Raw genomic sequence first — 24,563 nt, forward strand, 5'->3', positions numbered from 1 at the left:
TTACCGTAAGGCTTCGTTTTGTCGCTGACGAGCGTATAAGGGCGGCCGAATTGGACTCATTGCCTATGACCTCCCTATCTTCGACTGTTGTCACCCGCTTTGCCCCCTCGCCGACAGGCTACCTGCATATCGGCGGCGCGAGAACCGCGTTATTCAATTGGTTGTACGCCAAGGGCCACGGCGGCAAATTCCTGATCCGTATTGAAGACACCGACCGCGAGCGCTCGACCGACGAAGCGGTAAAGGCCATTTTCGATGGTCTGGACTGGCTGAACCTCCACGCCGATGAAGAACCGGTCTATCAGTTCTCGCGCGCTGACCGTCACCGCGAGGTAGTCCAGCAACTGCTCGACACCGGTCACGCCTATCGCGACTACCTTTCCGCTGAAGAAACCGGGGCTCTGCGCGATCAGGCCAAGGCCGAGGGCAAGGACTTCGTATCGCCGTGGCGCGACCGTGAGCCGACCGACGCCGAAGCGGGTAACCCCTTCACGGTTCGCTTCCGTCGCCCGCTGGGACAGTCAGTCATTGTCGATGATGCTGTTCAGGGAACGGTTCGCTGGGAATCTTCGGCCCTGGATGATCTGGTTATTCTGCGCTCGGATGGTGCTCCGACCTACAACCTTGCCGTGGTTGTCGATGACCACGATATGGGCGTGACGCACGTTATTCGCGGTGATGACCACCTGAACAACGCTGCGCGTCAGGGCTTGATTTATGATGCTCTGGGCTGGACGCGCCCAACGTTTGCCCACATCCCGCTGATTCACGGTCCTGACGGTGCCAAGCTGTCCAAGCGTCACGGCGCACAGGCTGTCCACGAATATGCCGAGATGGGCTACCTGCCCGAAGCTATGCGTAACTACCTGGCGCGCCTCGGCTGGGCTCATGGCGATGATGAATTGTTTGACGACGAACAGGCCAAGACCTGGTTCGACTTCGGCGGCATCAACAAGGCTCCGGCGCGTCTGGACTTCGACAAGCTGGCGCACGTCAACGCCCACTGGATTCGCCAGGCCGACGATCAGCGATTGGCTGACCTGACCACTGGCGTGCTGGCCTCGCGGGGCCAGACCCTTGATGCAGCGGCACGCGAAAAACTGCTGCGCGTCATTCCCTTGATCAAGGACCGGGCCAAGATGGTTCCGGAACTAGCTGATCAGGCTCAATTCGCCCTTCTGGTGAACCCAATCGCGCTAAACGAGAAAAGCCGTGGTTTGCTGCAAGGCGAAAACCTCGACCGCCTTTCACGACTTCGTGAATTCCTGACCGAAATTCAGGGTTGGTCAGTAGAAAACCTTGAAGCTTCGCTTAAACTTTTTGCTGAAAAAGAAGGCGTAGGCTTCGGTAAAATCGGGCCTTTTGCGCGCGCCGCTTTGACGGGCGGCGTTCCAGCTCCAGATATTGCAAAAATTCTGGTCGCTATCGGCCGCGACGAAAGTCTCCAGCGCTTGGATGATGCGCTGCAACAGACTAAGTAACACACCAACCAACACAAGGCCGTCCGCCTCCCCGCGCCCGGTCCAAGTATAACAAGGGGCCCAGATGACTGAACAAGCTAAACCTGCCGCCACTCTTACCCTCGGCGACAAGAGCATCGACCTCCCCGTTCTGGCCGGTTCGACCGGTCCGGACGTCATCGACATTCGCAAGCTGTATGCGGGCACCGGTGCTTTCACCTTCGACCCGGGCTTCACCTCGACCGCTTCGTGCGAGTCGGCTCTGACCTATATCGACGGCGACGCTGGCGTGCTGCTGCACCGCGGCTATCCGATTGACCAACTGGCCTCGGAATCGAACTTCCTGGAAGTTTGCCACCTGCTGCTCAAGGGTGAGCTACCGAACGCTGCCGAATACGAAGCGTTCAAGGAAACCGTCACCCGCCACACCATGCTGCACGCGCAGTTTGACCGCTTCTTTGAGGGCTTCCGTCGCGACGCCCACCCGATGGCGATCATGGTTGGTACCGTCGGCGCTCTGTCGGCATTCTACCACGACAGCCTGGACATCCATGATCCAGTTCAGCGCGACATCTCGGCCATCCGTCTGATCGCCAAGATGCCGACCATCGCTGCCCGTGCTTATAAGTACCACGTCGGCCAGCCGTTCATCTCGCCGCGCAACGACCTGTCGTACGCCGAAAACTTCCTGCGTATGTGCTTCGCCGTTCCGGCTGAAGACTATCAGGTCGACCCGCGTCTGGTCCGCGCCATGGACCGCATCTTCACCCTGCACGCCGACCACGAGCAAAACGCCTCGACCTCGACCGTCCGTCTGGCCGGTTCGTCGGGCGCAAACCCGTTCGCTTGTATCGCAGCGGGCATCGCCTGCCTGTGGGGCCCGTCGCACGGTGGCGCGAACGAAGAAGCCCTGAACATGCTGAAGGAAATCGGTACCCCGGACCGTATTCCTGAGTTCATCCAAGGCGTTAAGGATCGTAAGTATAAGCTGATGGGCTTCGGCCACCGCGTGTACAAGAACTACGACCCGCGCGCGAAGGTCATGCAGCAGTCGGCATACGAAGTGCTGGAAGCGACCGGCCGTGCAAACGACCCGCTGTTCCTCGTTGCCAAGGAACTGGAAAAGGTCGCCCTGTCGGACGAGTACTTCACCTCGCGCAAGCTGTTCCCGAACGTAGACTTCTACTCGGGTATCACCCTGTCGGCGATGGGCTTCCCAACCACCATGTTCACCGTCCTGTTCGCTCTGGCCCGCACCGTCGGCTGGATCTCGCAGTGGCAGGAAATGATGGCCGATCCGACCCAGAAAATCGGTCGTCCGCGTCAGCTGTACACCGGCCCGACGCAGCGCGATTACGTTCCGATCGACAAGCGCGGCTAATCGATCCGAACAGATCAAATGGAAAACGCCGGGGTTTTGCCCCGGCGTTTTTCTTTGTCTGCGGTCATGGTCCAACTGTGTTAAAGGGCGACATGACAAACGAAAACACCCAGAACGAGACGCCGATCCAACGCGCCCTGCGCCAAAAGCAGGAAGCCATCGCGGCGCGCGAGCAAGCACCGCGTGGCGGCGCTTTCCAACGCGAACAGAACAAACGTATTGGTGCGGGTAAATCTCGCCCGTGGATGACGAAGTAAGTCAGACCTTACGGTCGGCTAGAACCTTTAGGACTGCATCCGCGGCGATGTCCGAAGGATGCGGTCCACCCCCGCCCAGCGCCTCGAGCGCCTCGAGTTGGGCCTTGGCCTGCGCCCCTGCCAAATCTGGGTTGGCCAACCTCTCCACCACAGCCTTGGTCAGGTTTTCGGGCGTCGCATCATGCTGGATGAACTCTGGCGCGACTTCACGATCAGCGGCGATGTTCAGCATGGTGATATATTTGGCCGTCACCAGACGCTTCATCAGCGCATAGGACAGGTTGTCGATGCGGTAGGCGATCACCATTGGGGTGCCAGCCATGCCGATCTCGCTTGAGACCGTGCCGCTGGTAGCCAAGGCGAGATTGGCCGCCTTCATGGCCGCGTACTTCTCGTCTTCTTGAACCAGATGTGCGCGGAAGGGCCAAGCCGCCACGCGGCCTGCTACATCGTCAGCTACAGTGCCCGCCGCAATCACGGCAACCTGCAAGCCCGGTATCTGGGATTTGACGCGCTTGACCGTCTCTTCATAGACGGACGTCATGCGTTCGATCTCGCTAGGGCGGCTCCCTGGCAGGACGAGCAATAAAGGTGCATCAGCCGCAATGCCCCGCTTTGCGCGGAAAGCATCGCCGTCAGCCCCGCTCATGTCGATGTGCAATGCGGACGATCCAACCACAGTGGTCGGCAAGCCTTCGCTCTCGAACCACGGCGCGTCGATGGTGTAAAGCGCGAGCAGGTGATCGACCGCACTGGTCAGCACCTTGGCGCGCTTCGGTCGCGACGCCCAAACCTGAGGTCCGACGTATTTGATCAGGGTGATTTCCGGAGCCACCTTACGAACGGCCTTGGCCACGCGGATGGTGAAGCCCCACGAATCGATCAGAACGATTGCCTGCGGTCGTTCACGCAGGACAAATGCGACCGTTTCGTCGATACGCTTCTTCACGCGCCCGTAGGCTTTGATGCCGTCGATCCATCCAAGGATCGAGAGCTCCGCAATGTCGAAAGGGCTTTTAATCCCCTCGGCCGCCATACGGGGCCCTCCGACGCCAACCAGCGTCAGATCGGTTCCCACGCGCTCCTTCAGCGACTTGGCCAGGCCTGCGCCCAGCGCATCGCCGGAAGCCTCGGCGGCGATCAGCATGATTTTGGTTGGCTCAGACACGCTCGCCTCCGGCAATGCCCCATACGAACATTCCTAGGCGATCCGCAGTCTGGCGCGTCGCATCGATGTCCATGATGATCAGCCGGCCCTCATATCCGCCGATGCCGGCAAGGCCGGCCTGGGCAGCCAGCTCAACCGTGCGAGGACCGATGACAGGCATATCGACACGGATGTCCTGGATGGGCTTGGGTGCCTTGGCCAGCGCGCCCTTGCGGGTCGCTGGTGTCCCGCGCAAATCTTGCGGCAGAGCTGCGACGCGGGTCAGCATCAGGTCAGTGCCCTCTTGAGCTTCGACAGCCAACACGAGGCCGTCAGCTACAACGGCGCCCTGACCGATATCAAGTTCACCTGATTTTTCAGCGACATGGATAGCTTTTCTCAGGTCCGACATCTGCTCCGGAGTAGGGTTTACCGATCCCAGCGCGCCGGCGGAGAGCATATGGCTGCCCAGAATGTCATCGGCGCCTTCGACGGCGAAACCTTCGCCTTCGAACACCCCGAGGATTTTACGTAGCAGGGCGTCGTCACCCTTGGTGGCCGCAGCGACAATGCCCGGAAGCAGAGTCGCGCCCTTAAAATCCGGCTTCAACGTTTTGAAATCGGGACGATTTACGTATCCCGCCAAACAAACTGCCTCGCAGTTTTCGCGGCGAAGAGCCTTCAGGATGGTGCCGATCTGGGCCATGCCGATGGTCTCGCCGGGCCAGCGCGATACGCTGTCGTCGGCGAAACCATCAAGACGGATCACATAGACCGCGCGGCCTTCTTCTTCGCAGCGTGCCGCCACGGAGGCAGGCAGGTCGCCGCCGCCAGCGATCAGTCCAAGCTTTTTCATTCAGCGTTCGGTAGGCAGAGCGGGCGTTTAGCACCATCGCGAATGAAGTCGAGGATTTCGACGATTTCCGGAATATCCGAATAGCTGTCGCCCACGCTGACCAGACGTTCGGCAAAGGCACCTTCGCCTTCGAAAAGATCGCGATAGAAGGCCAGCAGACGGCGCAGTTGATCCTTGCCGTAACCCTTGCGCTTCAGGCCGATGATATTCAGGCCACGCAGACGCGCATGGTTGCCCCATGCCGAGCCGTACGGGATGACGTCGCGGGTTACAGCGGCCAGACCGCCGATGATCGCGCCCTGCCCCACACGAGCGTTTTGGTGCACCGCACAGAGGCCACCCAGGAAGGTGCGCGCGCCGATGTGGGCGTGGCCGCCCAGCGTCGCATTGTTGGCCATGGTGACATTGTCTTCGACGACGCAGTCGTGGCCGATGTGTGCACCCGTCATCAACAGGCAGTTGTTGCCAAGGATGGTCACACCCGTGCCCTGCGGCGTGCCGCGGTTCAGCGTCGAGTGCTCGCGGATGATGTTGTTCTCGCCGATCTGGAGGAGAACCTGTTCACCCTTGTAGCCGAGGTGTTGTGGGTCGCCGCCGACCAGCGCAAACGGGTGCACGACAGTGTTGGCACCGATCGTGGTGTCCTGTTGGACCACGACGTGCGATTTCAGCACGACGCCGTCAGCCAGACTTACGTTCGGTCCGACGACACTCCACGGTCCGACGATAGCGCCGTCCGCAATGACGGCGCTGGAATCGACGACGGCTGTCGGGTGGACATTGCTCACGCCGCAGGCTCCTGAACCGTCACGACCATGGCCATGAACTCGGCTTCGGCGGCGAGTTTGCCATCGATGAAGGTCTCGCCACGGAACTTGTAGGCGTCGCCGCGAGCCTTGATGACCTTCACTTCCATGCGCAGTTGATCGCCCGGACGGGCCGGCTTGCGGAAGCGCACGCCATCAATCGACATGAACATGATGACCTTGTCAGCCACAGCCACGTCCAGCGTCTTGGACATCAGCAGAGCGCCCGTCTGGGCCATGGCTTCGACGATCAGAACGCCCGGCATGACCGGATCAATCGGGAAGTGACCGGGGAAGAACGGCTCGTTGTGCGTGACGTTCTTGATGCCGGTGATCGACGTGGCCGGAACGAAGTTCTCAGCCTTGTCGACGAGCAGGAACGGGTAACGGTGCGGCAGGCGACGCATCACCTCGGCATAGTCGATGTTGATCTGTTCGCTCATGCTTGAGATTCCTTCGAGCCCTTACGGTGGGCCACTTGTTTAGAGAGCCAGACCGTTTCGCGCAGGAACTGGCGAAGGGGTTTAGCCGGATAGCCGGACCATGTTTCACCGGGCGGAATGTCGGCTAGCACACCGGCACCGGCCGCAACTCGTGCGCCTTCGCCGATGTTGATGTGGTCACCGATGCCGGCCTTGCCGCCGAAGATGACATTGTCGCCGGTCGTAACCGAACCCGAAATGCCGGTGTTTGCCGCCATCAGGTTGTCACGGCCAATGACGCAGTTGTGGCCGATCATGACCAGATTATCGATCTTGGTGTTTTCGCCAATGACGGTGTCGTCATAGGCTCCACGGTCCACACAAGAGTTCGCCCCAATGGTCACATTGTCCTGAAGGATCACGCGACCAAGTTGCGGAATGTCGATCGGGCCGTCGCGAGAAACAGCGGCACCAAAGCCGGATTCCCCGATACGGACGCCCGAATAAACCTTCACCCTGTCCCCCAACAGGCAGAAGTTTAGACTGGCGTTAGAGCCGATCACGCAGTCGCGGCCGATCTGTACGCCCGGGCCGATGACCGTGTTTGCACCGATGTAGGAGCCCCGACCGATGCGGGCTCCCTCGCCGATCACCACACCCGGCTCGGTGACGACGGTGTCGTCTTCCGCCGCTTCGGACAGCGGGATCGAGCGCGTAAGGCGACGCGGGGCGTGCAGCATCATCGACGTGCGCGCCCAGTCGGCCTGCGCTTGACGCGAGGCGATGATCGCCACGCCCTCGGGGACGTGGTCCACCATGGATGGATGTACGATGACGCAAGCGGCGCGGGTTTCCCGTAGCGCCGATAGAAATTTGCGATCACCCATAAAAGCGATAGCGCCCCCGTCCTTTCCGGACAGGGGCGCAACCGCCGATACGATGACCTCTCCACCCCGGATCACCTCCGCGCCGAGATCAGCGGCGATGGCGGAGACCGTGCGGGGGGGCAAGGTCGTGAAGAAGGTCGTGTCGGGCATGGCCCCTATTAGTTCTGAGCTTGAACCGGAACCGGCATGCGGTTGAACGACAGCGAAGGCAGCTGAGCGTTCAGGCGCTGGATTACGGTGTCCGTGATGTCCATAGCAGGGTTGATGTAGGCGACGGCTTCAGCCGACAGCAGGACGCCGCAACCACGCTCTTGGTACACAGCGATCACGATCGGACGTGCAGCGGTATCGATGGCTTGAGCTTGAACCGACTGGGTGTAGCGCAGCTCGTTAGCGCGGGTTTGCTGCAGTTGTTGCAGTTCGCGGTCACGGGTTTGCAGCGCTTGCAGGCGGCTGTTGCGATCAGCTTCCGACAGGCTGGCGGCGCTTTGTTGCAGCTGCTGGGCTTCGCTCTCGATCGAGGTGGCGTACGGCTGCAGTTCGCCTTGAACTTCTTGGTAAAGTTGGACCATGCGGGCTTGCAGGGCTTGGCCAGCGGCCGAAGCGCCAAGAACGCGCTCGCCCGAGAACGAGCAGACGCCCGGCAGGACCGGACCCGGGTTTGCCGGAGCCTGTTGAGCTGCAGCAGCCGAAGCGGTCAGCGTGGCCAGAGCGAATGCACCGATAGAAAGCATCTTCATAGTGTTAAGCCTTAGTGCGGGCTGAAAGCCGCGGTTTAGAACTGGGTAGAGGTCGAGAAGCGGAAGGTTTCGGTCTTGTCGTAGTCTTCCTTGGCGAGGACCTTCGACAGATCGAAGCGGATCGGACCCATCGGCGAACGCCAGTGGATGCTGAGGCCCGCAGCGGCGCGCAATGCCATGTCATCAACGATTTGCGGGTTGGGCAGACCCTGCGAGTTGACGAGGTAACGGTCGTCCAACTGGCCAAGCGTACCCACGTCCGCGAACAGGCTGGTCTTGATGCCATACTGCTCAGGCAGACCGTTCGGGACCGTCAGTTCGACGGTGCCGATGGCGTAGAAGTTGCCGCCGAGGGCGTCGGTCGTGGTCAGATCGCGCGGGCCCATACCGGCGGTTTCAAAACCTCGGAACGACTGGCCGCCCTTGAAGAAGCGGTCGTTAATGCGGATCGAGTCACCGGCCCAGCCCGCGACGTAGCCGACAGAGCCCTGGACGCTGACGACCCAATTCGGCGTGATGCCGTAGTAGTAGGCACCATCGATCTCGGTCTTGATGTAGTTCACATCGCCGCCGATACCGGCCAGATCCTGACGTAGTGCAGCGGTCCAGCCGCGGGTCGCGCGGATGGGGTCGTTACGACGGTCCACGAACAGGGTGTAGCCTGCCGACGAGTTGATATAGGCACCGATCTGATCACACAGGGCCGACGAGCCGTAACCTGCTTGCGAGCAGTAGCTGTTCGGCACCATGACCTCATCATCCTTGATGAAGTAGCGCAGGCTGAGACGGGTGTAGTTGTTGAGCGGATAGGTCAGACGCACACCTGCGCCGGTCGAGCGGTAGTCGTAGGACGAGTACTCGCTCAGATCGAGGCGGGTGTGGAACAGGTCGAAACCAGCAGCGATATCGCGGCCCATGAACTTCGGCTCAGTGAATCGGAAGTCGATCTGTTGACGGATCGAGCCCCACTCTGCGCGGGCCACGATGTTCTGGCCACGACCGCGGAAGTTACGCTCGGTAATGCCGAGGTTCAGAGTGAAGCTGTCGAACGAGCTGAAGCCGGCACCCACTGACAGTTCGCCGGTCGGCTGCTCTTCAACCGTCACGTTGACGATGGAGCGGTCCGGTGCCGAGCCACGGGTCTCCTCGATTTTCACATCCTTGAAGAAGCCCAGTGCGCGCAGATTGTTACGCGAGCGCTCGATCAGGTTGCGGTTGAAGGCATCGCCCTCGCCCAGCAGCATTTCGCGACGGATCACGCTGTCCAGCGTGCGGGTGTTGCCCACGACGTTGATGCGCTGGACATAGACGCGCTGGCCTTCGCGGACATTGAAGGTCACGTCAACCTTGTCGGTTTCCGGATTGGCGCGATAGGTCGGGTTGATATCAACGAAGGCGTAACCTGCCGAGCCGGCGGCGAACGTCAGGGTGTCGACTGCCGTTTCAATGCGGTCGCTCTGGTACAGGTCACCCGAGCGGATCGGCAGCAGGCTGGTCAGGAACTCTGCATTCAAGCGGTCGCTTTCGGTGACAACCTTGACGTCGCCGAAGGTGTATTTATCGCCCTCGTCCACGGTCAGGGTCACAGCGAACGCGCTGTTGTCCGGCTTCAGTTCTGCAACCGACGAACGAATGGTGAAGTCGTAGTAGCCGCGGTTCGTATAGAACTTACGCAGTTGCTCGCGGTCGTAGTCGAGACGGTTCGGGTCGTAGTTGTCGTTCGACGAGAACAGGCGCCACCAACGCGAGGTCTGGGTGACCATAACTTCGCGCAATTCGGCGTCGGTGAAAGCTTTGTTACCGAGGAAGGTGATGCCCGAGATACCGCTCTCGGGGCCTTCATCGATCTCGAACACGACGTCTACGCGGTTCTGGTCCAGTTGAACCAGACGCGGCGTCACCGTGGCCGAGATACGGCCCGACATACGGTACAGTTCCACGATCTTGCCAACGTCTTCCTGAACGCGCGCACGGGTGTAGATGCCACGGGGGTTGATGCTGACTTCGTCGCGCAGCTTCTTCTCGGTGAGAGCCTTGTTACCCTCGAACGTCACCTGGTTGATGATCGGGTTCTCGACCACTTCGATCACCAGATCGCCATTCGGCTGCAGGCCCAACTGGACGTTGGCGAACAGGTTGGTGCGGTACAGAGTACGAACAGCAACGTCGAACGTCACCGGATCGACGATGTCGCCCGGCTGGATCGGCAGGTAGGACAGGACCGTCGTTTGATCGATGCGCTGATTCCCGCGAACCACGATGCGGTTCACCTGGGCGCGATCAGACTCGGGCACCACAATGTTCGGCGTCTCTTGGGCAACCGGAGCAGCTTGCTGGGCCAACGATGGCGTGGCCAGACCAGCGGCCATCACGAGGGCGATACCACTCGGACCCAGAATTCGCGCGCGGAAGGAAGTTCGGTTCATCAGGTCGATCATTCGGGATGTCCTTAGGGGCAGGTCTCGACTCACGCGACGAGCCCGCCAAGGAATTTAAAAAGATTCAGCTTCTGCAGGTCGTTCCAAGTGGCGAACAACATCAAACAGGCCAACATGGCAAGTCCAACTCTGTAACCGGCAGCCTGAATACGGGCGTCCAAGGGGCGTTTAGCAATAGCTTCATAAGCGTAGAACATAAGGTGCCCCCCATCCAAAACCGGAATCGGCAAAAGATTTAAAAATCCGATTCCGACCGAAAGTATGGCGGCAAAGTGCGTTAGCGTCAGCAACAGGTTTAACGTAGCCACAGCGGGATCGGGATTTACTGCTACTGCAGCGTTTGTGATCGCTCCGGAAGCACGGGCAATGCCGAGCGGTCCACTGAACTGATCGCCATTTTCGCGGCCAGTGAAAATGCGGCCGATATACTTGAAGGTTGTGCCCAGAATGTCGCCGATCTCTTCGACGCCCTTGCCCACGGCCGCGACTGGCGAATAGCGGACGCGACGCACTTCGTTAGGAAGAGAACCCAGCGCGAGACCGATACGTCCCATGGAGACGCGGCCACCGACAGGATCATCCACCATGGTGCGAACGGGGGTCGCGACGATAGAAACGATCGCCTGGCCGCGTTCGACCGTGAAATTCACAGGCGTATTGCTGGAAAGCACGACAGCCCGGATGACTTCGGAGCTATCTTCGATGGCGCGGCCGTTGACGTGGGTAATGACGTCATTTTTCTCGAAGCCGGCTTGGGCTGCTGGCGAACCCGCCGATACGTCCATGACCCGCGCCGGGCTTTGCGGCTCGCCCACGACAGAGAAGATCAGGGTAAAGATGGCCATGGCCAGCGCAAAGTTAGCGAACGGGCCGCCCGCTACGATGAGGGCGCGCTGCCAGATTGGCTTGAAATACATATAGGCGCGCTCGGCACCCTGCCCTTCGGTGGCGACGATCCGCTTGCGCAGTTCTTCGAGGCCAGCGCGGTCGGGCACGCCGGTTTCATCCAGATCACCGGCAAATTTCACATAGCCGCCCAGAGGCAACCAGCCGACGCGCCATTCCACGCCGTGCTTGTCGGTGCGTTGGAAGATGGCGCGGCCAAAGCCGATAGCGAAACGATCGATCTTTACGCGGAAAGCGCGGGCCGTAAGGAAATGGCCGAGTTCATGGATCGTGACCACCACGGTCAGGACCAGCAGAAACGGGACCACATAGGTCAGCAGTTGGCCCAAGAAGCCGATCATCCGATCTCCAGTCTAAAACCGCGACGTTTACGCCGCCATATCCAGTGCCGAGACAACACCCCGTGCGATAAGTCTAGCTTCACGATCTACGGCCAGCGCCGCTTCAGCAGCGCTTCCCGTTCCCATCGCAAGGCCGTCTCTCGTCGCCTTTTCAAGGGTTTCGGCTATGACTGCGGCAATATTTAGAAATGCCAACCGTCGGTCAAGAAAAGCGAATGCGGCCACTTCATTGGCGGCATTGAACACGATAGGCGAAATACCGCCTGCCTCGAGTGCATCGCGTGCCAGCGCAAGCGCCGGGAAGCGCGCCACATCGGGCCGCTCGAAGGTCAACTGGCCCAGCGCGGCGAGATCCAGCTTTGGTGCCGGCCACGGCATTCGATCCGGCCACGACAAGGCGTTGGCGATCGGCGTCTTCATGTCCGGCGGCCCCATCTGGGCCAGCGTCGAGCCATCGACGTATTCCACAAGGCTGTGGATAATCGACTCAGGATGTACCACCACGTCGATCTTGGACTGGGGCATATCAAACAGATAGGCCGCCTCGATCAGCTCCAGACCCTTATTGGCCATAGATGCGCTATCGACCGAAATCTTGGCCCCCATGGACCAGTTCGGATGGGCCACAGCCTGTTCAGGCGTGATAGCGCGCATGTTTTCGATGGGCGTTTGGCGGAACGGACCGCCCGAAGCGGTCAGGACCAGCTTCGACACGCGTTCGGGAGCGTCCAGCGGGAAGACCTGGAAGATTGCAGAGTGCTCGGAATCTACCGGAATGATCCGTCCACCCGCCGTGCGGACGCGCTCCAGCAGCGCCGGGCCACAGCAGACGAGGCTTTCTTTGTTGGCGAGCGCCAAGGTGTTGCCTGTACCCGCCGCCGCCCATGCCGAACGAAGGCCGGCAGCGCCCACGATAGAGGCCATAACCCAGTCCACTGGACGCGAGGCGGCCTCTACAATTGCGGCATCCCCTGCCCCGACCTCGATCCCCGTGCCGGATAAAGCGTCAACTAGTTCGGCGCGCTTGGCCTCATTGGCGATCACCGCAAGCTTGGGTTTCCAGCGGCGGCATTGTTCAGCCAACAGGCCGACGTTGGAGCCACCGGTCAGGACTTCTACCTGAAACTGGCCCGAGCCGTTTTGTTCGGCAGCGGCCATCAGGTCGAGTGTCGAGGTGCCGACCGAACCGGTTGACCCCAGCACACTGATGGTGCGGCTAATCACCCGTTGCCCCCGATCCAAAGGACAATCAGGCGGCCGATAGCGACAACGACCACGGCAAACATCAAACCGTCAACGCGATCCAGCAGGCCGCCATGGCCAGGGATCAAGTTACCGGCATCCTTGACGCCGAACCGGCGCTTCAGGGCCGACTCCCAAAGGTCCCCGCCCATGGTCGCCAATGCCGCAGCAAGACCGAGCACACCGCCCCACAGGGCTGTCAGCGCGCCCATGTCCAACCATGCGGCCATAACCGCACCGGCAATCGAGCCGGCTAACAGACCGCCGATAAAGCCGGACCACGTCTTGTTCGGAGAGAACCGCGGCCACAGTTTGGGGCCGCCCAGCGCGCTGCCGACCAGATAGGCCAGAATGTCTGCGGCCCACGCCACAGCGAACACCAGCACGGTCCAGTACAGACCCTGCGCCGAGTTCAAATCACGCATCCAGATCAGGAGAATGCACGGCCAACCGAGGTAGAGCACGCCGTAGGCAGCATCCAGCCCCTCGCCGCCTCGTCGGTGCGAAACCAGTCCGGCGACGGCAGCACCAAACACCAGCAGCACAAATGACAGGGACATCAAGCCAAAGTGCGCGGCAATCAGCGGGGCCAAAACGCCGCCAGCGACGGTAAGGCCTACGGACTGCCAGTCGCGCGGTTCGCTCATACGGGCCCATTCGAGGGCAAGCATGCAGCCCGCCACGAACACCAGCATGGAGAACCAGATTCCGCCGCCCCAGATGGCCAGTACAGCCGCCGGAGCGAGCACGCCCGCCGATGCGGCGCGAATAGCAATATCTTTAGGTTTGAGGGCCATCAGATGACCACTCTTTCTGCGGAAGGCGACACGGGAGCCTCTAAAACCTCACGCCCGCCGAACCTGCGTTCGCGACGGGAAAACTCTTCGATTGCGGCTTGTAAGGCCTCGGGTCCGTAATCGGGCCACAGCACCGGTTGGAACACCAGTTCCGCGTAGGCGCAATCCCATAACAGGAAGTTCGACAACCGCTGCTCGCCAGAAGTGCGGATAATCAGATCAACGGGCGGCGAACCGGCTGTCGATAGTTGGTCGCCGAAGGTGTCTTCATCGACCTCGAACGTTCCTTCGCGTGCGGCACGGTCAACCAGAGCCTGCGCGGCATCCACCAGATCGGAGCGGCCGCCGTAGTTGAAGGCGACCTGCAACAGGAATTTGTCATTCCCTGCGGTCGTTGCCTCAGCGTGATCGATTAATTTGAGAATGTCGGCGGGAACGCCCGCCCTACGGCCCAGCACACGCACGCGCACACCGGCCTTGTCCAGCTTCTTGAGGTCGCCACCGATAAAAGCGCGGATCAGACCCATAAGGTCCGATACCTCGTCGGCAGGTCGGCTCCAGTTTTCGGTCGAGAAGCCGAAAACCGTCAGGCATTTCACGCCCAACTCCGGAGCCGCCTTGATCGTACGACGCAGAGCCTGCACGCCCTCACGGTGGCCTAGCGCACGAGGTACACCTCTGCGCTCGGCCCACCGTCCGTTGCCGTCCATGATAATCGCCACATGAAGTGGCTTAGGCGTGACGGTTGAGGCCGACATCAAGCTCTGGTCCTTGCTTACTAAGGCTTACGGCGGCCTTAGACCTGCATGATCTCGATTTCTTTGGCCTTGTAGGTCTCATCGATGCGCTTGATAGCGGCATCGGTGTCCTTCTGGACCTCGGTTTCCATCTTCTTTTGATCGTCTTGGCTGATTTCGCCGGCCTTTTCAGCCTTCTTCAGCTCGTCGTTGGCGTCGCGGCGAACGTTGCGGACAGCGATCTTTTTGTCCTCGGCGTACTTGCCGGCCAGCTTGACCAGATCCTTGCGGCGCTCTTCGGTCAGCGGCGGGATTGGAATACGCAGGGTTTGCCCATCAACGATCGGGTTCAGGCCCAGACCCGCAGCGCGGATGGCCTTCTCGACCGATACAACCATGCCCTTGTCCCAGACACTGACCGAGATCATGCGCGGTTCCGGCACCGACACAGCTGCCACAGCGTTAAGCGGCGACAGCGAGCCGTAGGCTTCAACCTGAACCGGATCGAGCAGGCCCGAGTTGGCGCGGCCCGTACGCAGACCGGCGTAGTCGTCTTTCAGCGCATTGACCGACTTGTCCATGCGGTCGCGGTAGGTCTTGAGGTCTGGTTTTGCCATGACGGTGGGTCCTTGGACTGTTTTGTTCTTGTTCCTGCCGATTAGGCAGGTTGGTTCTTGATGACGGTGAAGGTGCCTTCGCCCGTCAGGGTTTTCATCAGCGAGCCTTCTTCACGGATGGAGAAGACCACAATCGGCACGCCGCTGTCGCGCATCAGCGCAATGGCGGAGGCGTCCATGACACGTAGGTCTTTCGCCAGCACTTCCTGGTAGGTCAACGTGTCATAACGCGTCGCGTTCGGATCCTTCTTCGGGTCAGCGGTATAGACGCCATCGACGCTGGTGCCCTTGAGCAAGGCGTCGCAGCCCATTTCGGCAGCGCGCAGCGCGGCGCCGGAATCAGTGGTGAAGAACGGTGCACCAACGCCAGCAGCGAAGATAACCACGCGACCTTTTTCGAGGTGGCGAAGCGCCTTGCGGCGGATGTACGGTTCGGCAATCGCTGCCATCGGAATGGCGCTCTGGACGCGGGTCTCGATGCCGATCTTCTCAAGAGCGCCCTGCATAGCCAGCGCGTTCATGATGGTCGCCAGCATGCCCATATAGTCAGCCTGGGCACGATCCATGCCCTCTGCTGCCTTGGACAGGCCGCGGAAGATATTGCCGCCACCGATGACGAGGCAGATCTCGACGCCCTGACGCGCGACAGCTGCCACGGCGGCCGCCACGGTGTTCACGGTCTTGGTGTCGATGCCATAGGCTTGATCGCCCATGAGCACTTCACCCGAGACCTTGAGCAGGACGCGCTTATATCGGAATTCAGAAGGGGCGTCGGTCATGCGGCAATATCCGTAAAACTGGGTCACGCATCCGCGCGAAAGAAGAATCGGCGGATCCATATAAACGAAGGGCGCGCCGACCTTCAAAGCCGAACGCGCCCTTACTGCTTTTTATTCCCGAATGGGAACAATTTTTAGCTTAGTTGCCGCCCGTCATCGAGGCAACTTCAGCGGCGAAGTCAGGCGTATCAGCCTTCTCGACGCCTTCACCCAGAGCCAGACGCACGAAGCCAGCCAGCTTCAGCTCAGCGCCCAGTTCCTTGCCCGTGTTTGCGACCAGTTGTTCAACGGTCACGTCCGGGTCCATCACGAACGGCTGCTTCGACAGCACGACTTCCTTCTGGAACTTGTTGATTTGGCCATCGACGATCTTTTCGATCATGCCTTCCGGACGGCCTTCTTCCTTGGCCTTTTCGATCAGAACAGTGCGTTCTTTCTCGATAGCAGCCGGATCGAGGTCCGAGGTGTCCAGAGCCAGCGGAGCGGTTGCAGCAACGTGCATCGCGATCTTGCGGCCCAGTTCACGGACAGCCGCCTTGTCGCCAGCGCCTTCGATGGCAACCAGCACGCCGATACGGCCGAGGCCCGGCGAGACAGCGTTGTGAACGTACGAAGCCACAGCACCTTCAGCAACCGACAGGCGGGCCGAGCGACGCAGGGTCATGTTCTCGCCGATGGTTGCGATCAGCTGGGTGATTTCGTCCGAAACGGTGCGACCGTTTTCCAGCGAAGCAGCCGAGATGGCTTCAACGCCTTCGTTGGTCAGACCCAGTTGAGCAAACTGCTTGGCAGCGGTCTGGAACAGGTCATTACGGGCAACGAAGTCGGTTTCAGCGTTGAATTCGATAGCAGCGGCGGTTTCGCCAGCGCCGTTTTCTTGGGTTGCAACAGCAACAACGCCTTCAGCGGCAACGCGGTCAGCCTTCTTGGCAGCCTTCGAGAGGCCCTTGGCGCGCAGCCAGTCGATAGCTGCTTCGATGTCGCCGTTGTTCTCAACCAGCGCCTTCTTGCAGTCCATCATGCCGACGCCCGAACGCTCGCGAAGTTCCTTCACGAGGGCGGCAGTGATCTCGGCCATGTTCTTCTCCTGAAAATCGAATGCGCGGCCGGACTTGGATAGCCCGGCCGCATGTCGGTTTGACGTTAGTTCGTCCCTATGTAGGTACGAACTTTCAAAAATCAGCCTTGAGCGGCTTCTTCAGCGACAGCTTCAACAGCCGGAGCTTCTTCAGCAGCCAGAGCCGGCTCAACCGGAGCTTCCAGAGCACCCAGGTCGATGCCTTGAGCAGCAGCGCCAGCAGCCAGACCGTCCAGAACCGCGTCAGCGAACAGGTCGCAGTAGGTTTGGATGGCGCGGGCAGCGTCGTCGTTACCCGGGACCGGGTAGGTGATGCCGTCCGGATCCGAGTTGGTGTCCAGGATTGCGACGATCGGGATGTTCAGCTTGCGGGCTTCTTGGATCGCGATCGACTCTTTGTTGGTGTCGATGACGACCATGATGTCCGGAACCGAACCCATGTCCTTGATGCCGCCGAGCGACAGCTCGAGCTTGTCCATCTCGCGTTGCAGGGTCAGCAGCTCTTTTTTGTTACGGCCTTCGCCCGAAGCGAGGATGCCTTCCAGTTCGCGCAGGCGCTGGATCGAACCCGAAACGGTGCGCCAGTTGGTCAGCGTACCGCCGAGCCAACGGTTGTTCATGTAGTACTGGGCGCAGCGCTTGGCAGCTTGAGCAACCGGATCAGCAGCTTGACGCTTGGTACCAACGAACAGAACACGACCGCCCTTGGCAGCCACGTCGCGAACAGCAACCAGAGCCTGGTGCATCAGCGGCATGGTTTGCGACAGGTCGATGATATGGATGTTCGAGCGCGAACCGAAGATGTAGCGCTCCATCTTCGGGTTCCAGCGGTGGGTCTGGTGGCCGAAGTGTGCACCAGCTTCCAGCAGGGTACGCATCGAGAATTCAGGCAGAGCCATGATCGTATTATCCTTTTTCCGATCAAACGTAGCGTGAATGATTAAAGGACCGACGGTCCCTCGGAACGGTGCAGGTCAGGATTTCTCCCCAACCGCGCCTCATCCACGTGCGAAGTGCGCCGCCCCTCTACGCCCCGCTGGGGGAAAACGCAAGAGCGGGCGGCAAGAAAACTTAGGCGCACAAATGATTTAGGCGTCTTCCAGCATCACGACGCCCGGTACGGTTTTCAACGCCCCGCGCAAGGCAGCGTCCAGACGATAGCGACCCGGAAGCTTCACCTCGACCTCGGTTCGTCCTTGAAGCGTAGTCTGCACCCAAACTTCGCCGCCCTTCCCATTCGCCCGTGCCCGTTCGAGCCTAGACTTCAGTGCTTCGGGGTCCGCGGCATTCGACGACACGACAACCCGCAGGCCGATGTTCGCATCATCAAGCAGGACATCCATACGGGATGCATCATCCCCGAAGAAGCGAACCTCGCCGTCCGACGCCTTGGCGCGCACCTTGACCAGCACCGCAGTACCAACCTCGAGAATCTCGCGGCAGCGGCGCAGTTGCTCCGGCGGGAAGAGGCATTCGAATTCACCGGTCGGGTCCGAGAAGGTCACGAAGGCGAATTTCTCGCCTGACTTTTGGCTGGCCCGCTCTTGTTTACGACGCACGACGCCTGCCATTTGGAAGGCTTCGTGCCCCGCTTCGGCAAGACCGGTGGCTTCGGCGACAAAGGTCACGCGCTTGCGTTTCAGCGCGGGGGTCAGTTCTTCTAGCGGATGGCCCGACAGGTAGAAGCCGACGGCGGCCAGTTCCTGATCCAGCTTTTCGGGTCCGGCCCACGGCTCGACCGTACGCAGGCGCGGACGCGCGGCCCCCGCCTGATCCGCTCCGAACAGGCTGACCTGCGAGGATGCACGCTCGGCTGCAACGCTCTGGCAATAGGCGACCAGAACATCGGCCTGCTCAAATAACTGGCGGCGGTTGGGGTGGATGCTGTCGAATGCGCCAGCACGCGCCAAACCTTCCAGAGCGCGCTTGTTCACGACGCGTGGGTCTACGCGCTCGAGGAAGTCAAAGATATCCTTGAACGGGCCGCCGGTTTGGCGAACTTCCACCACGTGTTTCATGGCCTCGAGGCCCACGTTGCGGATGGCACCCAGCGCATAGAGTACACTGCCCTGCCCGCTTTCCCACGACACATCGAAGTCGGCGGATGACCGGTTGATATCCGGTGCAAGTACCGGAATCTCGAAACGACGGCAGTCCTGATAGAAGACGGCGAGCTTGTCGGTGTTCGACAAGTCGAGGCTCATCGAGGCGGCAAAGAACTCGACCGGATGGTTGGCCTTGAGCCAGCCGGTCTGGAACGAGATCAGCGCATAGGCGGCGGCGTGCGATTTGTTGAAGCCATAGCCTGCGAACTTGGCCACAAGGTCGAAGATGCCGCCGGACTGCTCTTCCGGTACGTCTTTTTCGGATGCGCCCTTCACGAAGCGGAGGCGCTGGAAATCCATCTCCTCCTTCTTCTTCTTACCCATGGCGCGACGCAGCAAGTCTGCTTCGCCGAGGCTGTAGCCTGCCAGGATCTGGGCGATCTTCATCACCTGTTCCTGATAGATGATGACGCCGTAGGTTTCGGTCAGCACTTCTTTCAGGCTGGGGTGTAGGTAATCGACCTCCGCGCGACCGAACTTACGGTCGATGTAGGTGTCGATCATCTCCATCGGGCCCGGGCGATACAGCGAGATCAGAGCGGTGATCTCTTCGATCGAGCCGCATCGCATCTTGCGCAGCGTGTCCCGCATGCCTTGTGATTCAAGCTGGAACACGCCGACCGTCTGGCCCGACGCCATCAGCTCATAGGTTTTGGCATCGTCCAGCGGGATCAGGTTCCACTCCGGACCCGCTCCGCGACGGTCAAGGAAGCCCTTTGCACGGTCCAGAACCGTAAGAGTTTTCAAGCCGAGGAAGTCGAACTTCACAAGGCCTGCGGGCTCCACCCATTTCATGTTGAACTGGGACGCCGGAATGGTCGAGCGCGGGTCCTGATACAACGGGACCAGTTGCGTCAGAGGGCGGTCGCCGATGACGATACCGGCGGCGTGCGTCGAGGCGTTCCGATAAAGCCCCTCAAGCTCCATCGATGTGTCGAGCAGCGCTTTTACGTTCGGCTCTTCGTCGCGCATCTGGCGCAGGCGCGGCTCCATCTCCAGAGCCTGCGCCAGCGTGACCGGATTGGCGGGGTTCGCCGGAACCATCTTGGCCAGACGGTCCACCTGACCGAACGGCAACTGCATCACGCGACCAACGTCACGCAATACCACGCGGGCCTGCAGCGTACCAAAGGTGATGATCTGCGCCACACGGTCGGTGCCGTAGTGGTGCTGAACGTAGGTGATGACCTCTTCGCGACGCTCCTGACAGAAGTCGATATCGAAGTCGGGCATCGATACGCGTTCGGGGTTCAGGAAGCGCTCGAACAGCAGGCCGAAGCGTAGCGGATCAAGATCCGTAATCGTCAGGGCCCAAGCGACCAGCGAACCGGCACCCGAACCACGGCCCGGACCGACGGGAATGTTGTGGGTCTTGGCCCATTTGATGAAGTCCGAAACGATCAGGAAGTAGCCCGGGAACCCCATCTGCTGGATGATCCCGACCTCCCATTCGAGGCGGTCCCAATAATCCTGTTCGGGCGCGTAATGCTGATGGCGCGACAAACGCATCTTAAGGCCCTCTCGGGCCTGGTGCGCCAGTTCGTCGGCCTCGGAGCGGCCATCGCCGGTATTGAAGCTGGGCAGAATGGGTTTATGAGTCTTCGTCAGGAAGGCGCAGCGACGTGCGATCTCAAGTGCGTTGTCGCAAGCCTCGGGCAAATCCGCGAAAAGTTCGCGCATCTGCTCGGTAGATTTGAACCAGTGTTCGCCGGTGATCCGACGACGGTCCTCTTGGCCTACAAACGAGCCGTCCGAAATACACAACAGCGCATCGTGCGACCGGTACTGGGACGCCTTGCCGTAATAGACGTCGTTGGTCGCGACCAGTGGCGTTTCGGATTTATAGGCCCAGTCTACCAACCCGCCTTCTGCAGCGCGTTCTTCGGGCAGGTCATGGCGTTGAAGTTCGACATAGAAGCGGTCACCGAATACGCGCTTCATTTCCTCTAGAGCCGCCTGCCCCTCTTCATCCTTGCCCTGTGCGAACAACGGGTCGACAGGACCGTCAGGTCCTCCGGAAAGAAGAATGAGACCCTCAGATCGTTCTGCGACCAGTTCCCACTGGACCCCCTGCTCTGTCAGCTCGATGGTGTCGAGGAATGAGGAGGACGACAGGGCGCAAAGGTTGAGCCAGCCCTGCTCGTTCTGGGCCAGCAGCGTGATGGTGGGCACCTTGGCCCATCGCTCGGATTTGCGGCCACCAATACCGAACACCGGCAGGGCGCAGCCCACAATCGGCTGGACACCGGCATCCTTTACCGACTGACTGAACTCCAGCGCGCCGAACAGGTTGGAGCGATCAGCAACAGCCACTGCGGGCATGCCTGCATCCGCCGCCATCTTGCCGATCTTGCTCGCCTTGATCGCACCTTCCAGCAGCGAATAAGCGCTGCGAACGCGAAGGTGGACAAATCCAGCGGTGTCAGTGGTTTCAGTCACCCACTCTGCTCCAAACTCACGACCGATTCCGGTCATGGTTACCATTGTGTGCAGAGTCGGTCTGTCGCTCTAGCTGACGGCGAGAGCGAGGCCGACCCTTACGACACCAAAAATGCTGCGTGCCAAACCATCCAGACGAAGCTGCCGCAGGACGCAAGTGCCAGAAGGTCTTTGAAACGACGGGTCATAGGCTTATCCCCAATCCATAATACATGTTCTTCTTTTGTTCTAGTCACGCAGGATAGGTTTGCGCAAGCCCAAATTACGCAGTTGGGTGAATTTTTGTTCTTGTTATGTTCGCACGCCCGTGGTGATGTTCAGGCATGCAGGAAGCGGTACGCGGTCGCGGTGCGCGATCTAACAGGACAGGCAGATTCGAGCCGGAAGTCAGAGAAGCCTTCGATGACGGATGGGTGGTGGACGACGCCGAAGTGGCCCCCTTGCGCACCACACTCTCGATTGAAGCGGCCAAAACCATCATCACCCACAATAGCAGTCCGGACATCAGCTTTGATCGATCGATCAACCCGTATCGGGGATGTGAACACGGCTGCATCTATTGCTATGCCCGTCCCGCTCACGCGTGGATGGGGTTATCGCCAGGCATCGATTTCGAAAGCAAGCTTTTCTACAAGCCCGACGCGGCGACCTTACTAGCCAGCGAACTCAAAAGGCCGAGATACGAATGCCGCCCGATCCACATCGGAGGCAACACCGATCCCTATCAACCGGTGGAGCGCGATACCGGAGTGACGCGCCAGATCCTGAAGGTCTTGCAACGCTTCAATCACCCGTTGTCGATTATTTCCAAGTCGGCCTTGATGGCCCGCGATGCGGATATCCTGGGCGAAATGGGGCGCGAGGGCTTGGCACATGCCTGCGTGTCAATCACCACGCTAGACCGCAAGCTCGCCCGCGCGATGGAGCCGAGGGCCGCAACTCCGTCCAAGCGACTGGAAACAATCCGCCGCCTCACCCAAGCCGGATGCCCCGTCACCGTAGGCTTCGCGCCTGTTATTCCCGGGCTGAATGACCACGAGTTGGAGGCTGTTCTGGAGGCTGCGGCGGACGCCGGCGCGGTTCGGGCTATGTACGTGACCCTGCGCCTGCCTCTGGAAATCAAAGACCTCTTTCGCGAATGGCTGGAGGACGCGACGCCGGACAGGGCTCGCAAAGTCATGTCGCTGGTGCGCCAGACACGCGGGGGCAAGGACTATGATCCGGACTGGTCGCAACGGATGAAAGGTACCGGCCCTGTGGCGGACCTGATTGCAGCACGGTTCAGGGCGGCACGTAAGCGCTACGGGCTTGATCAGCCCGCGAAACCGCTGGATACGAGCCGGTTCAGAATACCTGCGTCCGAGCGCATCCAGCGGGATCTATTTGATATCTAGTCGATCAGTCGTCGGCTGCGGACGGATCGATATAATCCTGCACCAGCTTACGCCATGTTGCGTCAGTGGCATCGACCAGATCAACGTCCTCTGACAAAGCCACTGCGCCGTCGCCGTCCGGAAGGATCAGGCCATAGACCTCCATCTCCTCGTCGTCGGAGTTGGTATGGATTTCGGCCTGCACAATGATGGCGGGCTTTTCTCCGTCGTCGTCCCACCAGATGGCGGGCTGGGGCAGTTCCATATCCATCGGATACGGGCGCTGGGTATCGCCAAGTGCGAACACTGCCGCCTTGGCCTGAACGTCTTCAAGTGAGGCCACGCGGCCGGTGAACGGTTTCAGACGATCCCAGTCGTCGAAGTCAAAGCCGCCACCGTCGATATCCTCGGCATCGTGCGCTTCGGTCATGTCAGGTCCTCAAATGCGCTTAGCGGCGGAATACGCCGACGAGTTCGATATGGGTGGACCAGATGAACTGATCAATCGGGGTCACCTTCTCCAGTCGGAAACCGGCATCCACCAGCACACGGGCGTCACGCGCGAAGGTTTGCGGATTGCACGACACGCCGACGATGGTGTGCGCCTTGGTGCCCGGCAGTTGCTGGGTCTGTTCCAGAGCGCCCGCACGCGGAGGGTCCAGAACAATGGCTTCGCAGCCCTTGAGGTCGTAGGGCGATAACGGACGGCGGAACAGGTCGCGGGCCTGAGCATCGATCCCCTTCAAGCCCTTGGCCGTGGCAAAGCCTGCCTTAAGCGCCGCAATGGACGATGCAGACGAATCCGCGGCCATAACCGAAGCGACTTCGGCCAACGGGAAGGTGAAAGTCCCTGCCCCGCAGAACAGATCGGCCACCTTTTTGGTACCCTGGACAGCAGCCACGACACGCTCGGCCATAGCAGCCTCGGCGGCGGGCGATGCCTGGAGGAAGCCACCCGCCGGGATCGGCACGGACGCGCGGCCGAAGGTCACTCGCGGCTGGCGTTCCATCACCAGCGTGTCGCCATCAAGGCTGAGACGAGCCAAGCCGCCCTCTGCCGCCGCGGTAATCGCTTTGGCGATCTGGTCAGCCGACGGACCGCCCGAACGCTTTTCAACGCCCGTAACGTCCACGTCCAAGCCCGTATCGGTCAAGGTCGCGTGAAGTGTGGGGGCGGATTTGGGATGGGTAAGAAATGCGTCGGCGACCTTGTGCAGTGCCGGAAACGCCGCAACCAGAGCCGGATCGGATACGGGGCAGTCGGTGATCTCAACCAGACGCCACGAGCGGCGCGCCTTGAACCCGAGAACAACGCGACCATTGGGGCTGCGGCGAGCGTGCAAGGCAATGCGACGGCGCGAGGCCGGCGGAGTTGCCACAGTCGCCTCGACTTCGGTTTCCAGGCCTTCGCGCGAAAGGGTGTGGATGACCACATCACGCTTCCACTCCAGATAAGGCCCATCCGCCCAGTGCTGGAGCGGAGCTACGCCGCATTCGGCATAGGCATGCGAGAAAATCGGACGGCGGTCAGCGCTGGCCTCGACCAGTTCAAAGGAATCGAGACGACCATCCTTCACTTCGCCACGCACGACTTCGCCGGGCAATGCACCGGGCACAAAGACAGGGCCATTGGGGGTTTCGGCGATTCCGTCGCCGTGGTGGCCCATTCGGGCGATAGTAAGGGTCTGCGTCATAAGGGGGCTTCTATCCGCAGATCGCGGCGAAAACAAAGATGAACGAAGATGAACACAGCGA

General features: G+C 60.5%; 22 protein-coding genes. 4 read left to right on the forward strand and 18 right to left on the reverse strand.

Annotation, left to right across the window (positions count from 1 at the left end; genetic code table 11):
• The first annotated feature begins 65 nt into the window (after window positions 1-65).
• The 3 genes from gltX to LOX95_RS06155 all read left to right on the forward strand — a co-directional run bounded on the left by gltX (window position 66) and on the right by LOX95_RS06155 (window position 3,098).
• On the forward strand, window positions 66-1,481 hold the full coding sequence (gltX, locus tag LOX95_RS06145) for a glutamate--tRNA ligase (RefSeq protein WP_242913575.1): 1,416 nt from the start codon (window positions 66-68) through the stop codon (window positions 1,479-1,481).
• A gap of 64 nt (window positions 1,482-1,545) precedes the next feature.
• Entirely contained in the window at window positions 1,546-2,841 is a 1,296-nt protein-coding gene (gltA, locus tag LOX95_RS06150) for a citrate synthase (protein ID WP_242913576.1), read from the forward strand.
• Window positions 2,842-2,933: 92 nt separating this feature from the next.
• Window positions 2,934-3,098: a hypothetical protein gene (locus LOX95_RS06155; RefSeq protein ID WP_242913577.1), complete on the forward strand. Its 165-nt coding sequence runs from the start codon at window positions 2,934-2,936 to the stop codon at window positions 3,096-3,098.
• 1 nt (window position 3,099) lies between these two features.
• On the opposite strand, the gene lpxB is transcribed toward LOX95_RS06155, so the two are convergent.
• From lpxB to dnaE, 16 genes are all read right to left on the reverse strand, one after another.
• Window positions 3,100-4,266: a lipid-A-disaccharide synthase gene (gene lpxB / locus LOX95_RS06160; RefSeq protein WP_242913578.1), complete on the reverse strand. Its 1,167-nt coding sequence runs from the start codon at window positions 4,264-4,266 to the stop codon at window positions 3,100-3,102.
• Complete coding sequence (lpxI, locus tag LOX95_RS06165) at window positions 4,259-5,101, reverse strand: UDP-2,3-diacylglucosamine diphosphatase (protein ID WP_242913579.1); 843 nt, start codon at window positions 5,099-5,101, stop codon at window positions 4,259-4,261. The genes lpxB and lpxI overlap by 8 nt, the downstream gene beginning before the upstream one ends.
• Window positions 5,098-5,889, reverse strand: a complete 792-nt coding sequence (lpxA, locus tag LOX95_RS06170) for an acyl-ACP--UDP-N-acetylglucosamine O-acyltransferase (RefSeq protein WP_242913580.1) — start codon at window positions 5,887-5,889, stop codon at window positions 5,098-5,100. The genes lpxI and lpxA overlap by 4 nt, the downstream gene beginning before the upstream one ends.
• The gene (gene fabZ, locus LOX95_RS06175) at window positions 5,886-6,350 is read right to left on the reverse strand and encodes a 3-hydroxyacyl-ACP dehydratase FabZ (protein ID WP_242913581.1); all 465 of its coding nucleotides are present in this window, start codon (window positions 6,348-6,350) and stop codon (window positions 5,886-5,888) included. Before fabZ ends, lpxA begins: the two co-directional genes overlap by 4 nt.
• The gene (gene lpxD / locus LOX95_RS06180) at window positions 6,347-7,366 is read right to left on the reverse strand and encodes a UDP-3-O-(3-hydroxymyristoyl)glucosamine N-acyltransferase (RefSeq protein WP_242913582.1); all 1,020 of its coding nucleotides are present in this window, start codon (window positions 7,364-7,366) and stop codon (window positions 6,347-6,349) included. Before lpxD ends, fabZ begins: the two co-directional genes overlap by 4 nt.
• A gap of 8 nt (window positions 7,367-7,374) precedes the next feature.
• Window positions 7,375-7,956, reverse strand: a complete 582-nt coding sequence (locus LOX95_RS06185; RefSeq protein ID WP_242913583.1) for an OmpH/Skp family outer membrane protein — start codon at window positions 7,954-7,956, stop codon at window positions 7,375-7,377.
• A 35-nt stretch (window positions 7,957-7,991) separates the two neighbouring features.
• On the reverse strand, window positions 7,992-10,394 hold the full coding sequence (bamA, locus tag LOX95_RS06190; RefSeq protein ID WP_242913584.1) for an outer membrane protein assembly factor BamA: 2,403 nt from the start codon (window positions 10,392-10,394) through the stop codon (window positions 7,992-7,994).
• A 29-nt stretch (window positions 10,395-10,423) separates the two neighbouring features.
• Window positions 10,424-11,641 (reverse strand): M50 family metallopeptidase, encoded by a 1,218-nt coding sequence (locus LOX95_RS06195; RefSeq protein WP_242913585.1) that lies wholly within the window; start codon window positions 11,639-11,641, stop codon window positions 10,424-10,426.
• 27 nt (window positions 11,642-11,668) lie between these two features.
• Window positions 11,669-12,865 (reverse strand): 1-deoxy-D-xylulose-5-phosphate reductoisomerase, encoded by a 1,197-nt coding sequence (dxr, locus tag LOX95_RS06200; protein WP_242913586.1) that lies wholly within the window; start codon window positions 12,863-12,865, stop codon window positions 11,669-11,671.
• Complete coding sequence (locus LOX95_RS06205; protein ID WP_242913587.1) at window positions 12,862-13,680, reverse strand: phosphatidate cytidylyltransferase; 819 nt, start codon at window positions 13,678-13,680, stop codon at window positions 12,862-12,864. Before LOX95_RS06205 ends, dxr begins: the two co-directional genes overlap by 4 nt.
• Window positions 13,680-14,438 carry a polyprenyl diphosphate synthase gene (gene uppS / locus LOX95_RS06210; protein WP_242913588.1) on the reverse strand — a complete coding sequence of 253 codons (759 nt, stop codon included), beginning with the start codon at window positions 14,436-14,438 and terminating at the stop codon, window positions 13,680-13,682. The genes LOX95_RS06205 and uppS overlap by 1 nt, the downstream gene beginning before the upstream one ends.
• Window positions 14,439-14,476: 38 nt before the next feature.
• Window positions 14,477-15,034, reverse strand: coding sequence for a ribosome recycling factor (gene frr, locus LOX95_RS06215; RefSeq protein ID WP_242913589.1), 558 nt, complete (start codon window positions 15,032-15,034; stop codon window positions 14,477-14,479).
• A gap of 41 nt (window positions 15,035-15,075) precedes the next feature.
• Window positions 15,076-15,813: a UMP kinase gene (gene pyrH, locus LOX95_RS06220; RefSeq protein ID WP_242913590.1), complete on the reverse strand. Its 738-nt coding sequence runs from the start codon at window positions 15,811-15,813 to the stop codon at window positions 15,076-15,078.
• A 139-nt stretch (window positions 15,814-15,952) separates the two neighbouring features.
• Window positions 15,953-16,891 carry a translation elongation factor Ts gene (tsf, locus tag LOX95_RS06225; RefSeq protein ID WP_242913591.1) on the reverse strand — a complete coding sequence of 313 codons (939 nt, stop codon included), beginning with the start codon at window positions 16,889-16,891 and terminating at the stop codon, window positions 15,953-15,955.
• 101 nt (window positions 16,892-16,992) lie between these two features.
• Window positions 16,993-17,790: a 30S ribosomal protein S2 gene (gene rpsB / locus LOX95_RS06230; protein WP_242913592.1), complete on the reverse strand. Its 798-nt coding sequence runs from the start codon at window positions 17,788-17,790 to the stop codon at window positions 16,993-16,995.
• 189 nt (window positions 17,791-17,979) lie between these two features.
• Window positions 17,980-21,435 carry a DNA polymerase III subunit alpha gene (gene dnaE, locus LOX95_RS06235; protein WP_242913593.1) on the reverse strand — a complete coding sequence of 1,152 codons (3,456 nt, stop codon included), beginning with the start codon at window positions 21,433-21,435 and terminating at the stop codon, window positions 17,980-17,982.
• Window positions 21,436-21,758: 323 nt separating this feature from the next.
• On the opposite strand from dnaE, the gene LOX95_RS06240 reads away from it, so the two are divergent.
• Complete coding sequence (locus tag LOX95_RS06240) at window positions 21,759-22,829, forward strand: PA0069 family radical SAM protein (RefSeq protein WP_242913594.1); 1,071 nt, start codon at window positions 21,759-21,761, stop codon at window positions 22,827-22,829.
• A gap of 4 nt (window positions 22,830-22,833) precedes the next feature.
• Here the strand turns inward: LOX95_RS06240 and LOX95_RS06245 are convergent, their stop codons facing one another.
• Complete coding sequence (locus tag LOX95_RS06245; protein WP_242913595.1) at window positions 22,834-23,238, reverse strand: hypothetical protein; 405 nt, start codon at window positions 23,236-23,238, stop codon at window positions 22,834-22,836.
• 19 nt (window positions 23,239-23,257) lie between these two features.
• Complete coding sequence (locus LOX95_RS06250; RefSeq protein ID WP_242913596.1) at window positions 23,258-24,502, reverse strand: class I SAM-dependent RNA methyltransferase; 1,245 nt, start codon at window positions 24,500-24,502, stop codon at window positions 23,258-23,260.
• Window positions 24,503-24,563: the final 61 nt, after the last annotated feature.

Origin of the sequence: Brevundimonas pishanensis (assembly GCF_022750635.1) — a bacterium.
Taxonomy (GTDB): domain Bacteria; phylum Pseudomonadota; class Alphaproteobacteria; order Caulobacterales; family Caulobacteraceae; genus Brevundimonas; species Brevundimonas pishanensis.

What these genes read in the sequence shown, in the direction of transcription:
- LOX95_RS06205 (WP_242913587.1), bottom strand. Translation starts at nt 13,680, where the DNA reads ATGGCCCTCAAACCTAAAGATATTGCTATTCGCGCCGCATCGGCGGGC.
- LOX95_RS06245 (WP_242913595.1), bottom strand. Translation starts at nt 23,238, where the DNA reads ATGACCGAAGCGCACGATGCCGAGGATATCGACGGTGGCGGCTTTGAC.
- LOX95_RS06195 (WP_242913585.1), bottom strand. Translation starts at nt 11,641, where the DNA reads ATGATCGGCTTCTTGGGCCAACTGCTGACCTATGTGGTCCCGTTTCTG.
- gltX (WP_242913575.1), top strand. Translation starts at nt 66, where the DNA reads ATGACCTCCCTATCTTCGACTGTTGTCACCCGCTTTGCCCCCTCGCCG.
- lpxI (WP_242913579.1), bottom strand. Translation starts at nt 5,101, where the DNA reads ATGAAAAAGCTTGGACTGATCGCTGGCGGCGGCGACCTGCCTGCCTCC.
- bamA (WP_242913584.1), bottom strand. Translation starts at nt 10,394, where the DNA reads ATGATCGACCTGATGAACCGAACTTCCTTCCGCGCGCGAATTCTGGGT.
- LOX95_RS06240 (WP_242913594.1), top strand. Translation starts at nt 21,759, where the DNA reads ATGCAGGAAGCGGTACGCGGTCGCGGTGCGCGATCTAACAGGACAGGC.
- rpsB (WP_242913592.1), bottom strand. Translation starts at nt 17,790, where the DNA reads ATGGCTCTGCCTGAATTCTCGATGCGTACCCTGCTGGAAGCTGGTGCA.
- LOX95_RS06185 (WP_242913583.1), bottom strand. Translation starts at nt 7,956, where the DNA reads ATGAAGATGCTTTCTATCGGTGCATTCGCTCTGGCCACGCTGACCGCT.
- LOX95_RS06250 (WP_242913596.1), bottom strand. Translation starts at nt 24,502, where the DNA reads ATGACGCAGACCCTTACTATCGCCCGAATGGGCCACCACGGCGACGGA.
- LOX95_RS06155 (WP_242913577.1), top strand. Translation starts at nt 2,934, where the DNA reads ATGACAAACGAAAACACCCAGAACGAGACGCCGATCCAACGCGCCCTG.
- pyrH (WP_242913590.1), bottom strand. Translation starts at nt 15,813, where the DNA reads ATGACCGACGCCCCTTCTGAATTCCGATATAAGCGCGTCCTGCTCAAG.
- lpxD (WP_242913582.1), bottom strand. Translation starts at nt 7,366, where the DNA reads ATGCCCGACACGACCTTCTTCACGACCTTGCCCCCCCGCACGGTCTCC.
- gltA (WP_242913576.1), top strand. Translation starts at nt 1,546, where the DNA reads ATGACTGAACAAGCTAAACCTGCCGCCACTCTTACCCTCGGCGACAAG.
- frr (WP_242913589.1), bottom strand. Translation starts at nt 15,034, where the DNA reads ATGGCAAAACCAGACCTCAAGACCTACCGCGACCGCATGGACAAGTCG.
- uppS (WP_242913588.1), bottom strand. Translation starts at nt 14,438, where the DNA reads ATGTCGGCCTCAACCGTCACGCCTAAGCCACTTCATGTGGCGATTATC.
- fabZ (WP_242913581.1), bottom strand. Translation starts at nt 6,350, where the DNA reads ATGAGCGAACAGATCAACATCGACTATGCCGAGGTGATGCGTCGCCTG.
- tsf (WP_242913591.1), bottom strand. Translation starts at nt 16,891, where the DNA reads ATGGCCGAGATCACTGCCGCCCTCGTGAAGGAACTTCGCGAGCGTTCG.